The 13,805-nt window shown below is 40.9% G+C and carries 16 protein-coding genes; 15 read left to right on the top strand and 1 reads right to left on the bottom strand.

The window, feature by feature from the left end; genetic code table 11:
* The first annotated feature begins 36 nt into the window (after positions 1-36).
* The 9 genes from mazG to yjgA all read left to right on the top strand — a co-directional run bounded on the left by mazG (position 37) and on the right by yjgA (position 6,706).
* Entirely contained in the window at positions 37-843 is an 807-nt protein-coding gene (mazG, locus tag J2Y37_RS10990) for a nucleoside triphosphate pyrophosphohydrolase (RefSeq protein ID WP_349032837.1), read from the top strand.
* Complete coding sequence (locus J2Y37_RS10985; protein WP_349032836.1) at positions 812-1,240, top strand: ComEA family DNA-binding protein; 429 nt, start codon at positions 812-814, stop codon at positions 1,238-1,240. The genes mazG and J2Y37_RS10985 overlap by 32 nt, the downstream gene beginning before the upstream one ends.
* 139 nt (positions 1,241-1,379) lie before the next feature.
* Positions 1,380-2,834, top strand: a complete 1,455-nt coding sequence (gene pcnB / locus J2Y37_RS10980) for a polynucleotide adenylyltransferase PcnB (RefSeq protein WP_349032835.1) — start codon at positions 1,380-1,382, stop codon at positions 2,832-2,834.
* Positions 2,831-3,319, top strand: coding sequence for a 2-amino-4-hydroxy-6-hydroxymethyldihydropteridine diphosphokinase (folK, locus tag J2Y37_RS10975; protein ID WP_349032834.1), 489 nt, complete (start codon positions 2,831-2,833; stop codon positions 3,317-3,319). The genes pcnB and folK overlap by 4 nt, the downstream gene beginning before the upstream one ends.
* Before the next feature lie 39 nt (positions 3,320-3,358).
* Positions 3,359-4,168 carry a 3-methyl-2-oxobutanoate hydroxymethyltransferase gene (gene panB, locus J2Y37_RS10970; RefSeq protein WP_241323766.1) on the top strand — a complete coding sequence of 270 codons (810 nt, stop codon included), beginning with the start codon at positions 3,359-3,361 and terminating at the stop codon, positions 4,166-4,168.
* A 3-nt stretch (positions 4,169-4,171) separates the two neighbouring features.
* Entirely contained in the window at positions 4,172-5,017 is an 846-nt protein-coding gene (panC, locus tag J2Y37_RS10965; protein ID WP_004672504.1) for a pantoate--beta-alanine ligase, read from the top strand.
* 29 nt (positions 5,018-5,046) lie between these two features.
* Entirely contained in the window at positions 5,047-5,898 is an 852-nt protein-coding gene (gene rapZ / locus J2Y37_RS10960; protein ID WP_004672505.1) for an RNase adapter RapZ, read from the top strand.
* On the top strand, positions 5,895-6,164 hold the full coding sequence (locus J2Y37_RS10955; RefSeq protein ID WP_005198445.1) for an HPr family phosphocarrier protein: 270 nt from the start codon (positions 5,895-5,897) through the stop codon (positions 6,162-6,164). Before rapZ ends, J2Y37_RS10955 begins: the two co-directional genes overlap by 4 nt.
* Positions 6,165-6,166: 2 nt before the next feature.
* Positions 6,167-6,706 (top strand): ribosome biogenesis factor YjgA, encoded by a 540-nt coding sequence (gene yjgA / locus J2Y37_RS10950; RefSeq protein WP_349032833.1) that lies wholly within the window; start codon positions 6,167-6,169, stop codon positions 6,704-6,706.
* A 42-nt stretch (positions 6,707-6,748) separates the two neighbouring features.
* On the opposite strand, the gene J2Y37_RS10945 is transcribed toward yjgA, so the two are convergent.
* On the bottom strand, positions 6,749-8,392 hold the full coding sequence (locus J2Y37_RS10945; RefSeq protein WP_349032832.1) for an acyl-CoA synthetase: 1,644 nt from the start codon (positions 8,390-8,392) through the stop codon (positions 6,749-6,751).
* A gap of 266 nt (positions 8,393-8,658) precedes the next feature.
* Here J2Y37_RS10945 and thrS point away from each other — a divergent pair, with 266 nt between their 5' ends.
* The 6 genes from thrS (at position 8,659) to J2Y37_RS10915 (ending at position 13,753) form a co-directional block, all read left to right on the top strand.
* Positions 8,659-10,581 carry a threonine--tRNA ligase gene (gene thrS, locus J2Y37_RS10940; protein ID WP_241323763.1) on the top strand — a complete coding sequence of 641 codons (1,923 nt, stop codon included), beginning with the start codon at positions 8,659-8,661 and terminating at the stop codon, positions 10,579-10,581.
* A 5-nt stretch (positions 10,582-10,586) separates the two neighbouring features.
* Entirely contained in the window at positions 10,587-11,138 is a 552-nt protein-coding gene (gene infC / locus J2Y37_RS10935) for a translation initiation factor IF-3 (RefSeq protein ID WP_081398967.1), read from the top strand.
* A 133-nt stretch (positions 11,139-11,271) separates the two neighbouring features.
* Positions 11,272-11,589, top strand: a complete 318-nt coding sequence (locus tag J2Y37_RS10930) for a hypothetical protein (RefSeq protein WP_171063495.1) — start codon at positions 11,272-11,274, stop codon at positions 11,587-11,589.
* A gap of 130 nt (positions 11,590-11,719) precedes the next feature.
* The gene (locus J2Y37_RS10925) at positions 11,720-12,340 is read left to right on the top strand and encodes a glutathione S-transferase N-terminal domain-containing protein (protein ID WP_349032831.1); all 621 of its coding nucleotides are present in this window, start codon (positions 11,720-11,722) and stop codon (positions 12,338-12,340) included.
* Positions 12,337-12,780 (top strand): hypothetical protein, encoded by a 444-nt coding sequence (locus J2Y37_RS10920; RefSeq protein ID WP_349032830.1) that lies wholly within the window; start codon positions 12,337-12,339, stop codon positions 12,778-12,780. The genes J2Y37_RS10925 and J2Y37_RS10920 overlap by 4 nt, the downstream gene beginning before the upstream one ends.
* 121 nt (positions 12,781-12,901) lie before the next feature.
* Positions 12,902-13,753: an arylamine N-acetyltransferase gene (locus tag J2Y37_RS10915; RefSeq protein WP_349032829.1), complete on the top strand. Its 852-nt coding sequence runs from the start codon at positions 12,902-12,904 to the stop codon at positions 13,751-13,753.
* Positions 13,754-13,805 lie beyond the last annotated feature (52 nt).

Raw genomic sequence — 13,805 nt, 5'->3', positions numbered from 1 at the left:
GCAACAATTTGGCTGTATTAGGTTTGGGAGATCATCATGGAAAAGTTATTAGAAATCATGCAACAGTTACGAGAAAAATGTCCATGGGATCAACAACAAACACCAAGCAGTTTGACGCGTTATGCCATTGAAGAGGCTTATGAGGTTGAAGCTGCGATTCGAGTGGGGGATTTAGATGAAATCCGCAATGAACTCGGAGACTTGTTACTGCAAGTGGTGTTTCAATCACAAATGTTTAGTGAACAAGGTGCTTTTAATTTTCAAGATGTTGTGGATGCGATCAGTGAGAAACTCATTCGCCGTCATCCGCATGTATTTCAAGCTGAGAAATTTCAAAATCTAAGTTCCGAACAAGTCAGTGCGTTATGGAAACAAATTAAGCAGCAAGAGAAACAGGGCAAAACTCAGTCGCGTTTAGACGAGATCAAACATGCACCTGCACTGGTGCAGGCTCATGAAATCCAGCACAAAGCAGCACAACTCGGTTTTGACTTTGAAACAGTAGAAGATGCCTATGAAAAATTGGATGAGGAGTTGGCAGAGTTACAGCAAGCGATAAAAAACCAAAAAGCCGATGAAATAGAAGAGGAATTTGGTGACTGTCTATTTTCTTTGATCAATGTAGGACGTAAACTTGGGCTGTCGAGTGAAACAGCACTGTTGGCAACGATTCATAAATTTAGACATCGCTTTGCATTTATTGAACAACAGGCACAACGGCAACATAAAGACTTGCAAGAAATGAGTTTGACGGAAATGGACGAACTATGGGAGCAAGCAAAACGACAATTAAAACTTCAGGGGACATCCAATGAATTTGCCGCAACTCAGCAGCAAACATAATATTTTTTTGTGCATCGTTTTATGCTTGGGTTTGGTACCGAGTATTCATGCACAGCAGTTTGATCAATCCTATGAAAAATGGAAAGCGAAGCAGCAAACACGTGATCAACAATTGGCGAGTCAGCCTAACAATAACTATTATCTATCACGACCTACGCAGCAGCAAACAACTAAGCAAGTTTCATCTTCTGTAAATATTCGCGGTGATAAAATTAGTTTAAATCAGGCGAACTTACAGCAGTTGCAAACTTTAGCTGGTGTCGGGGAGAAAAAGGCGCAAGCCATAGTTGAGTATCGTCAAAAGAATGGTGGTTTTAAAATGGTGGATGAACTGATGAATGTAAAAGGAATAGGACCAAAGTTACTTGAAAAGAATAAAGCAAGACTGGTGCTTTAAAAGAGGTTTTGTTATGAAATCACACATTAAACGCATCGATCTATTGAATCTTCAACAGAATAAATTGCCCTTTGTGTGTGTTAGAGCTATGATTAGCGACAAATTGTTATTTACGTCCTGACGTAGGAGACAGTGTCTTTTGCAAACTTTGCGTGCGTCAAAATGTGGTTTATCCACAACTCAACTTCCTTCCTCAATATTAGATGTGATTGATAGCCTGACTAAAGCAGGTTATGAGGCATATATTGTGGGCGGTGGTGTTCGTGACTTGATGTTAGGTCTTAATCCGAAGGATTTTGATGCAGTTACTGATGCAACACCCGCTCAAGTGAAAGAAGTTTTTGGTCGACGTTGCCGTATTATTGGGCGACGTTTCGAATTAGCACATGTTTATTCTGGTCGCGAGCTTATTGAAGTTGCGACGTTCCGTGCACCCCCTAAAAAAGCAGTCACCAGTGCATCTGGTATGATTCTTCGTGATAATAATTGGGGAACGATTGAGCAGGATTTCGCGCGTCGAGATTTCTCAATCAATACTTTGTATTATCAACCTCGACAAGGCATCGTGCTGGATTTCTGCCGTGCTGTTGAGGATGTTAAATCACGTAGCTTACGTTTCCTCGGTGAACCTGCGCAGCGTTTTGAAGAAGATCCAGTACGTATGTTGCGAGCATTGCGTTTTGCAGCAAAACTGAATTTTCAAATTGATCAATCGATTCTCGATGTATTTAATCCAGACATGACGCAGCTATTGCGTGATGTTTCGCCACATCGTTTATATGATGAATCGCAAAAGCTCTTTACCATGGGTCACTTAACACGTGTGTTACCAATGTTGATTGATTTTGGTGTATGGAAGCAGTTATTTGCCGAAATTCCACCGAATATCACCGCATTTATAGAGCGTGCGGCTCGAAATACCGATCAACGGATTCAAATTGGGAAAACCATCAATCCTGCATTCTTTTATGCAGTATTACTATGGAAACCCTTTCTAGAGCGCTGTGACTTTTATTTAAATAAAGGGATTGTTCCTGCTGAAGCACGTGCTCAAGCTGGACTCGATGTGTTGAAGCGTCAAGCAACGCGAACGATTATTCCACGCTTTGCTGAAACTTTTATCCGTGAAGTTTGGGAAATGCAAACGCGTTTGTTGAATCCAAAACCACAGCAAATAGAAGCTTTGGCTGGGCATGCACGCTTCCGTGCTGGATTTGATTTCTTGTTACTTCGTGAGAAATCTGGCGATACCCAAACTGAAGGTATGGGTGTTTGGTGGGAAAACTACCAAGAAATGTCAGCTGATCAAAAAGAAGCGGCAATTCGTCAGTACAATCGTCAGCGCACCCGAACTCGTCGCAAGGTTGCTGATGCGGATGATATTAAAGTTACTGAAATCGAACCTTTAGTCAATGAGCCAGAACCAAGAAATCGTCGTGCGAAGAAAGAACGTGTGAGAGCACCTGAATCTACGAGTCGATTCGCTGAAAAAGCAACGATGGACCCGCATAAGATTCATGCAGATCATCCGATTCTCAAGCGTAAGCGTGTTCAACGTGATTTGAGCCAAGTGGTATTTGGACCAACGCAATGACAATTCGCACTTTTATTGGTCTTGGAAGTAATTTAGGTGATTCGCAACAGATTTTAAAAGAAGCTGTTGCGAAACTCGCGACTTTAGGTCCCGTACAGGTTTCCAAGCTCTATCAAAGTCCACCGATGGGACCTCAAGATCAACCCAATTTCTTAAACGCGGTTGTTCAACTGGATACCACACTTGCGCCTCTGGCTTTATTGGATCAATTACAACACTTTGAGCAAGAAGCAGGGCGTGTACGTTTACGTCGTTGGGGCGAACGTACCCTTGATCTAGACTTACTGATTTATGGTCAAGAGCAAATACATAATGAGCGTTTGACTGTACCTCACGCAGGGATTCTTGAGCGTGATTTTGTGGTTATTCCTTTATTAGATTTAGATGCCGATTTACAGTTAAATGGTCATCCGTTAAAAGATTTAGAACTGGTACAGCAAGCAAACTTGATTGTAATCGCAAATCAGTCTTGGGCAAACGCTTAAGATTATTTTGTTCTGGAAATGCCTGTAGAGGACATCATCATGATTAGTCTAAGTGACTTAAGAAAGTTTAAAGCCGAAGGACGCAAGTTTTCTTGCCTAACTTGCTACGATGCAAGTATGGCGAAAGCAATGGAATTGGCTGAAATTGATACGATTTTAATCGGTGATTCTCTAGGGATGGCGATTCAAGGAAGAGATTCAACCCTTCCTGTCACAGTGGAAGATATGGCTTACCATACTGCGGCGGTACGTCGTGGTAATTCGCATGCCTTAATCATGACTGATTTGCCATTTATGAGCTATGCGACCGTTGAAGATGGTTTGAAAAATGCCAGAGCAGTCATGCAAGTTGGCGCGCAAATGATCAAGATTGAAGGTGGTGCTTGGCTGAGTGAGTTGGTTCAAGTCTTGACCCGTAACGGCGTTCCTGTCTGTGTACATTTGGGCTTAACGCCACAATCTGTACATGTATTTGGTGGTTATAAGCTTCAAGCGAGAACGCGCGAAGCGGCAGATCAATTGATTGCTGACTGCCAAGCGGTTGTGGATGCTGGTGCAGCTGTTTTATTACTCGAATGTGTTCCTGCACAACTCGGTAAAGAAATTGCTGAATTATTCCCAAATACACCTGTGATTGGGATTGGTGCAGGTAATGAAACCGATGGACAAGTGCTCGTTGCACAAGACATGTTGGGCTTAACTTTTGGGCGTGTTGCACGTTTTGTTCGTAATTTTATGAAAGAGCAGGCCGGTGAAACTGCTATTTTAGATGCATTTAAAGCGTATCATGCTGCAGTTCAAGATCAGTCTTTCCCTGCAAAAGAACATACTTTCCAAGTTGAGCTTTGATTCATGAAAACAGAAACAACGATACAAGGCTTAACTGCGTCGCTTGCACCTGCACGCAGTACAAAAAAAATGATAGGTTTCGTACCGACGATGGGAAATTTGCACGAAGGTCATTTGACTTTAGTGCGCGCTGCAAAAAAGATCTGTGATGTGGTGGTGGTCAGTATTTTCGTCAATCCAATTCAATTTGGTGTGGGCGAAGATTTTGATAGTTATCCGCGTACTTTAGAGCAAGATAGTCGGTTATTGGCAGATGTGGGTTGCGATATTATTTTTGCACCTTCTGTTGAGCAAATGTATGGTAAGCATCCTCGTTTGACCAATATTCGTGTGAATCAAATCACCGAAGATTTATGCGGTCAGTCACGCCCAGGCCATTTTGATGGGGTCGCTGTGGTGGTCACTAAGTTGTTCAATATTGTGCAACCTGATTATGCCTTTTTTGGTGAAAAAGACTATCAGCAGTTGGCTGTGATTCGTCAGTTGGTTCAAGACTTAAACATGCCACTTGAAGTCATTGGTGTGCCGATTGTGCGTGCTGAAGATGGCTTGGCGCTAAGTTCACGCAATGGATATTTGTCTGAACAACAACGAGCTGTTGCACCTACAATTTATCAATCGTTAAAACAAGCTGAGCAACAATTGCATGAGGGACAAGCACTTTCACAAGTGTTAGCAAATGTCTCCGCTCAATTGACACACGCAGGGTTCATTGTGGATTATGTGGAAGCTCGACAAACCAACTTGCAACCTATTGAACAATTTGACCAAGATTTGGTTTTATTTATTGCTGCAAAACTAGGTTCAACGCGGTTGATTGATAATTTACAAATACATTTTAAAACTTAGAACTTGAAAAATAAAAAGGGCAAAATGCCATGAAGCGTATTCTTATCGTCACAGGACAATCTGGCTCAGGGAAATCCTCTGCATTACAAGTGCTTGAAGATCTGGGATATTATTGTATAGATAACTTACCTTTGGCATTGTTGCCTGAAATTGTAGCCAAACTGGATCGTGAAAATAATCTGGAACAACTCGCTTTAGGTGTTGATGTGCGAAGTACTCGTGCCGATATGCGAGACTTTGATCAAGTTTTTGACCAATTACAAAAACATGGTTCAGTGGATATTATTTACTTAACCACACAAGATCAAAATCTGATTGCGCGTTTTAGTGCATCACGAAGACCGCATCCATTGGCCAATCGTTTTAATAGCCTGTTGCAATGTATACAGGAAGAAAAACAACTGTTAATTCCGATACAATTCCGCTCTACAGTGCATATTGATACCTCGGATAAAAGTGTCCATGATTTAAAGCATATTTTGTTGTCTAAACTTGGGCAATCGAACAATTTGATTGTTATTTTACAGTCCTTTGGTTATAAGCACGGTATTCCACTGGATGCTGATTATGTATTTGATGTACGTCATTTACCTAACCCGCATTGGGATTTAGAATTACGTCGTTTTTCTGGCTTGGATGAGCCAGTACGCCTTTTTTTAGAAAGTAGTCAGCAAACCAATGAAATGTTTGAAGATATTTATGCTTTCTTAGATAAATGGTTGCCTGCCTTTGCAGAGGGGCATCGCCACTATATGACCATTTCAGTGGGATGTACTGGCGGGCAGCATCGTTCAGTTTATATTGTGGATAGACTCAAACAAGCCCTTGAGGCAAAATGGGCTGTCCAAATCTTACATAGAGAAATGAAGCACTGGTCATGATAGACACAACGATTGATGTAATTAATAAACTCGGCTTACACGCGCGCGCATCTGGTAAACTTATTGAGGTGACGACGAAGTTTCGTTCTTCTATCCAAATTGGTAAGGGCGATAAGTTGGTTGATGCAAAAAATATTATGTCGTTGTTGATGTTGGGCGCTGGTAAGGGCACCACATTAAGATTAGTCATTGAAGGTGCCGATGAAGAAAAGGCACTGGAAGAAATTCAATCGCTGTTCGCAGCAAAATTTTATGAGGCAGAGTAATAGTGTCACGTCGTACCCAGCAGCGTTATACCGATGAAGATTTTGAGTCATTAGAAGGGCGTGCAAGTAGAACTGAGCAAAAAAAAGCAGTACAGCGCATGGCTGCTTTGGGTGAACAACTGGCTCAATTGAATCCAAAACAGATTCAAAAATTGCCTGTCGATGAGCGTTTAATTGATGCACTGCTTGATGTACAAACGATTAGTTCATATGAAGCAAAACGTCGTCAGTTTCTACGAATTGGTAAATTATTGCGCAATGAAAATGAAACAACGATTTTATCTTATCTAACCCCACAACAAGGTGCGAAGAAACAAGCACAGTTGTTACGTTGGGTCGATCGTATGATTGATCAGGGTGATCCAATTATTAATGAATTTAGTAAAGTGTATAATGCGTCTGAACGCCATACCTTACGCCAGCATGTACTGCGGATCCATCGTGATATTAAACGAGAAGTGAGTGAAGATGAGCTAGCAGCCTCTAAGCTTAAATTAGTGAATTATGTACAGCAAGTGGCGTTGTTATCTGAACAAGGCTAAAGACTAAAAAGAAGTTTCCTTGGAAACTTCTTTTTTTTGGGATTAATTTCCAAACTCACCTGACGCACGTTGTTTAGCCCACTCGCGTAAAATAAATTTCTGTAATTTACCTGTCGATGTTTTTGGAATTTCAGTAATCACGATATCTTTAGGAACTTTAAAGCGAGCGAGCTCTTTGTGACAGTGGGCAATGATCTCTTCTGTTGACGTAGATGCGCCTTGTTTTAATTCAATAAATGCACATGGTACTTCTTGCCAGCGAGGATCTGGCTTTGCCACCACAGCTGCAGTGAGTACTGCGGGGTGGCGATAGAGCACATCCTCAACTTCTAAAGATGAAATATTTTCGCCACCTGAAATGATAATATCTTTAGAGCGGTCGGTAATTTTGGCATAGCCATCCGGATGACAGACGGCTAAGTCACCGGTATGGAACCAGCCCCCTTTAAATGCCTCTTCCGTTGCTTGAGGGTTTTTCAAATAACCTTTCATGACGATATTGCCACGGAACATAATTTCTCCCATAGTTTGACCATCATTCGGTACAGGTTGCATGGTCTCGGGATCAAGTACACGCATACTGTCTTGCAACGGATATGGCACACCTTGACGGGAATGAAGCTGAGCTTGTTCCTGAATAGATAAATCACTCCAGCCTGCTTGCGTCGCGCAAAGTGCCGAAGGGCCATAGGTCTCAGTTAAACCATACACATGATTGACATTGATGCCGATATGATGCATCCCTTCAATGATGGCAACGGGAGGGGCGGCACCAGCGACCATGACTTCAACATGGTGTTCAAATGCTATTTTTTGTTCTTGAGGTGCATTGATCAACATGGATAACACAATCGGCGCACCACAGAAATAATCAACTTTATGCTTGGCGATATATTTAAAGACCAGCGTTGGATCAACACGACGTAAGCAAATATTAGTACCACCACTGGCTGCAATTGACCATGCAAAACACCAACCATTGCAGTGAAATAGGGGGAGTGTCCATAGATACACCGCCCGTGGTTTCATGCCACAAGCTAAAATATTACTCGCAGCATTGAGGTAGGCTCCTCGATGGTGATAGACCACACCTTTTGGATTACCCGTTGTGCCTGAGGTGTAATTTAGGCTGATCGCATCCCATTCATCTTGAGGTAAATGCCATTCAAACTCAGGATCACCTTGGGCGATCCAAGATTCGTATTCGTATTGTCCAATGGCAATTTGCTCACCATCGAATTCGGCATCAAATACGTCAATTACAATAATTTCTTGTGCAATAAGTGCAAGTGCTTCTTCAGCGATTGGGCGAAATTCTGGATCGACCAATAGGACTTTTGCCTCAGCATGTTCAAGCATAAAGGCAATGGTTTTTGCATCAAGGCGAGTGTTTAAGGTATTTAAAACCGCACCGACCATCGGTACAGCAAAATGTGCTTCAATCATGGCCGGAATATTGGGTAATAACACCGAGACGGTATCATTTTTCTGAATGCCTAATTTTTCGAGTTGATGGGCGAATTGACGGCAGCGTTGATAGGTTTGTTTCCATGTAATATGACGTTCACCATGAATAATCGCAGCTTGATCTGGATAAATATAAGCGGCACGCTCTAAATAGCCTAATGGTGATAAGGCTACGAAGTTTGCGGGTGTTTGTGGTAACTCATCATATGCACTAACCATGTGTATTGCTCCGTGAATGTTATTGTCATCTTTAACTAGATCAACATAGTGTTTAGTTCAATCTAAATCATTTAGGCTTTAGTCTGAGAGAAAACCTTGAATGAACTTGGGTTTTTATGACACAAAGGTTTCATCCTAGCCTAAACCTGTGTAAAATCTTCGATACTTTTTATCCGCCGTTTTTTATCTTTTGGGGTTTACCTCAATACATAATCTCGCGGTGATATGCTCCTTCGTAGAGGGCATCACTCCTTAAGGATTTTATTATGCCAATCATTACTTTACCAAATGGTGATCAGAAACAATTTGATCAGCCGATATCCGTGATGGAACTTGCTCAAAGTATTGGGCCTGGTCTTGCAAAAAATACCGTTGCGGGACGTATCAATGATCGTTTGGTGGATGCTTCTGATCTCATCACAGAAGATGCAACAGTTCAAATTATTACACCTAAAGATGAAGATGGTTTAGAAATCATTCGTCATTCATGCGCACACCTCGTTGGACATGCGGTTAAGCAATTGTTCCCAGAAGCGAAAATGGTAATTGGCCCTGTTATTGAAGAAGGCTTTTACTACGATATCTGGATGCCACGTCCTTTTACTTTGGATGATATGGCTGCGATTGAAGCGCGCATGAAACAGCTCATCGATCAAGATTACGACGTTATTAAGAAAATGACGCCACGTGATGAAGTGATTGCTGAGTTCACCGCACGTGGCGAAGAATACAAATTACGCTTGATCTCAGACATGCCAAATGAAACGCAAATGGGCTTGTACTATCATCAAGATTATTTGGATATGTGCCGTGGTCCGCACGTACCAAACACTAAATTTTTAAAATCATTCAAGCTCACTAAAATCTCTGGTGCTTACTGGCGTGGTGATGCGAAAAATGAACAGCTACAACGTATCTATGGTACAGCTTGGGCTGATAAGAAACAGTTAGCTGCATATATTAAACGTATTGAAGAAGCTGAAAAGCGTGACCATCGTAAAATTGGTAAAGCTCTAGACTTGTTCCACATGCAAGAAGAAGCACCGGGTATGGTGTTCTGGCATCCGAACGGCTGGACTATTTACCAAGTGCTTGAACAATACATGCGTAAAGTTCAGCAAGACAACGGTTACCAAGAGATCAAGACACCACAAATTGTTGATTTTAGCTTGTGGGAAAAATCTGGACATGCGGCAAACTATGCTGAAAACATGTTTACGACGCACTCAGAAAGTCGTAACTATGCAGTGAAGCCAATGAACTGTCCATGTCACGTACAGGTCTTTAACCAAGGCTTAAAATCTTACCGTGATTTACCAATTCGTTTGGCTGAGTTTGGTTCTTGTCACCGTAATGAGCCATCGGGTTCTTTACACGGTATTATGCGTGTTCGAGGATTTACGCAAGACGACGCCCATATTTTCTGTACCAAAGAACAAATTGGTAAGGAAGTCGCTGACTTTATTAAACTGACTTTAGATGTTTATAAAGATTTTGGCTTTGAAGAAGTACAAATGAAGTTATCAACACGTCCAGAAAAGCGTGTGGGTGATGATGCACTTTGGGACATCGCTGAGAAATCTTTGGCAGATGCACTGGATGATGCTGGCTTGGCTTGGGACTTGCAACCTGGTGAAGGGGCATTTTATGGTCCAAAAATTGAATTTTCATTGAAAGATTGCTTAGGTCGTGTATGGCAATGCGGTACAATCCAGTGTGATTTCAACTTGCCGATTCGTTTAGATGCCTCTTATGTCACAGAAGATAACGATCGTGATCAACCTGTTATGTTGCATCGCGCAATTCTTGGCAGTTTTGAGCGTTTTATTGGTATACTAATTGAACACTACGCTGGTTTCATGCCACCTTGGCTTGCTCCTATTCAAGCTTGTGTAATGAATATTACCGATTCACAAGCTGAAGCATGCGAACAAGTGGTTGCAAAACTCAAAGAAAATGGTCTTCGTACTATTTCTGACTTGAGAAATGAAAAAATCGGATTTAAGATTCGTGAGCGTACCCTAGAGCGTATTCCTTATCTTTTGGTTCTTGGTGATCGAGAAGTTGAAGAAGGTACCGTAAATGTGCGTACTCGCTCAGGAAAAAATTTAGGTACTATGTCAATCGATGCATTTGTTGACTTAGTGAAATCTGCCGTCGCCGAACGTGGCCGGTACATTGTGGAGTAATAAAGATTAAACAGCCTGACCGTAACCAACAACAAGGTGCTAAAAGTAACCGTCCTGCCATTAACGATGAGATTCGTGCAAAAGAAGTACGTCTTGTCGCAGCTGATGGTGAACAAAAAGGGGTCGTTTCATTAACTGAAGCGTTGCGTGCTGCTGAAGAAGCGCATCTTGACCTTGTTGAGATTGTTGCTAATGCAGAACCACCTGTTTGTAAAATCATGGATTACAACAAGCACTTGTTTGACCTAAAGCAAAAGCAAAAAGATGCGAAGAAGAAACAGCATCAAGTGCAAGTGAAAGAAATCAAGTTACGTCCTGCAACGGATGTGGGTGATTATCAGATAAAATTGCGTGCAATTTTACGTTTCCTTGAAGAAGGAAATAAAGTGAAAATCACCTTGCGTTTCCGTGGTCGTGAGATGGCACATCAACAGCTTGGTTTGGTTCAGTTGCAAAAAATTGAAGCTGATGTGGCTGATTTTGGTGTCATTGAACAAGCACCAAAAATGGAAGGCCGTCAAATGGGCATGTTATTAGGCCCGAAAAAGAAAAAGTAATTTTTCTTGATAAAAAAGCACCGCAATAAGCGGTGCTTTTTTTTGCAATTTTTTTAAATGCAGTCGCGTGCATCATTAAATATCATGTTAAATTTACTTGAATATTAAACTATTTTTATAGGGGCACATGCGAATGTCTACAATAAATGGTACACATGAATTATCTGAAATAAATCAAAAAGTGGTACAGGATGGAGAGGTTCTGCCGCAAGTCAGATTAAAAGATGGTAGTCAGGTTCAAACAGGAACTGTGGCAACCATGTTGCATAACATTAGTTTATATAATGCGGGTGCGCGTGGTGAGGTCGAGCAGGAATTAGTACTAGCTATTCCAACTTTAGTTAAAGTTGGATTGTTTGACTTATTTACAGTGGAAGAATGGATTAATGGTGAAAATGCAGGACGACGATTTTTAGGTGAAAAAGCCAAAGCATACTTGGCAAGCCAGTAATTTTCCTTTCACCAGCCCATTGAAAAGGTGTATTTTATTGTTTTGTTTCGTATTGGAATAATACGAAGCGCTGATTAAATATGCTATAACGCGATAAACAGTCATGATAATGATGAATAGGATAATATAAATGATTGACTTATATTATTGGGGTACACCCAATGGGCATAAAATAACAATTGCTTTAGAAGAAATGGGACTTGCATATCAAATTTTCCCTATCAATATTTTAGAGAATGATCAGTTTCAGCCTGACTTTTTAAGAATCTCTCCGAATAATAAAATTCCTGCGATTGTTGATCAGAATGGACCACGTGGCGAATCGATTTCTGTATTTGAGTCTGGTGCAATTTTGCAATATCTAGGTCGTAAGACTGGATTATTCTACCCAAGTGATGAGCAAGAACGTGTCGAAGTTGAGCAATGGCTGATGTGGCAAATGGGTGGATTCGGGCCAATGCTTGGTCAGAATCATCATTTTAATAAGTTTGCTGCTGAGCGTATTCCCTATGCGATTGATCGTTATGTCAATGAAACCAAACGTCTCTATGGGGTGTTGAATAAACAGTTGGTTGGACAAAAATTTGTTGCTGGCGAATACTCTATTGCGGATATGGCGATTTTACCTTGGGCATTACGTTACGAATGGCAAGGGATTGAGCTTGAAGATTATCCTTATGTGAAAGATTATATTGAGCGTTTAACCGCTCGTCCTGCGATCCAAAAAGCCTTGTCAATAAAAGTTGGATGAATCAGGGCATGGGAAGGCACAGCTATTTTAAGCATTGGGCAATTGCAATGGGATTGCTTTTCATCACAGCAATCCTTTGCGCTCAGCTGCAAAAGCTATATTCAGAGACTCATTTAGCGATCTTGGTTTTTGCTTTGATTGGTGTTTTAGGGCTTTTATTTTCTATGTTATTTGCTTGGGTGCAGGTGGAAACTAGAAACTCATATTATAGCACTTGGCTTTTCGTGGGCTTTTTAAGCCTGACGTTATTGTTCAGAACTTATCTTTATCATACGGTATCCATTGACTGGGCGGCAGTTTCAGATGGGGATACTCAACTCACCTTGTACCAAGAAATTGTAACCTCAGATCTCACCTTCTGGATGGCTTTTATTTCCCCATTTCTTTTCTCAATCCTTACTTATGTTTTTCGATCTAAGACAGCTCGGATGAAGAATTAGACATTTCAAAAAGAATGTTCTAATCAGGGTGTGAATGACTCTTTTATAGTTGTGTAATTTTTAAACTAAAATTGGCTTGATCATTATAGGATAGTTTAATCATAAAAAAGTATAGTCAGTCATGAAGCAAATAATTTCAACACGTTATTTAAATAAGCTTGGTTTTGAAGGGGACTTCACACCGACGCAGGATAATCTAAAGACATTATTAAGCTTGCATGTGCAGCACATTCCTTTTGGTAATATTGCTTCTTTTTTGGGAGAAGAAGTTTCATTAGAACCTGATCGACTTGTTCAGAAGTTATTAATTGAAAATCGGGAAGGGTATTGTTTAGAGCATAGTTCTTTAACCAAAATCGCGTTAACTGAATTGGGATATGAAGCCTATAACGTATTAGGTCGAGTTTATTATCAAGGTATCCCAACAACTGTACCAGTCCGGACGCACTTGGTAACACTGGTTCGACTTGATCAACAATTATTTTTATATGATCCAGGGTTTGGTGGCATGACACCGACAACAATTCTATCTTTAGATCGCATCGGGGAAATGCAGCCAACGCCATTAGAGCCTTTCAGATTCGTTGATATTGCAGCGTGTGGAATCGATACTTCACTGCTGACGGATATGAAATATATGTTGCAAGTTTTTCTGCTTGATGAATGGGTTAATGTCTATGCCATTAATCCTGAGCAAAAGATTGCCCCAGCCGATGCTATGATTGCAAATTGGTATATATCAACATCCCCGGAATCCATGTTTACACAGCATTTGATGTTGTTCACTGCCAATTCGGATGCCAGAATGACGTTAAAGGATCGTGTATTAAGAATACATGCTAAACAGAAGTCAGATAAAAAAATTCTATCCACTTTTAATGATTTTGAGGAAACAATAAAAACTGTTTTTCAGATTGAGATGAATCAGGAGAAACTTCAACAGGTGTGGGATAAACTCGCTTTGATTGAATAGTTTTAGATGGTATTGTCTGGACATTGTTTTGATCTTTGTTTGAGTGCCTCTA

This window comes from Acinetobacter sp. 3657 (genome assembly GCF_031456775.1).
Taxonomy (GTDB): Bacteria; Pseudomonadota; Gammaproteobacteria; order Pseudomonadales; family Moraxellaceae; genus Acinetobacter.
This window is presented reverse-complemented; position numbering and strand designations above follow the sequence as displayed.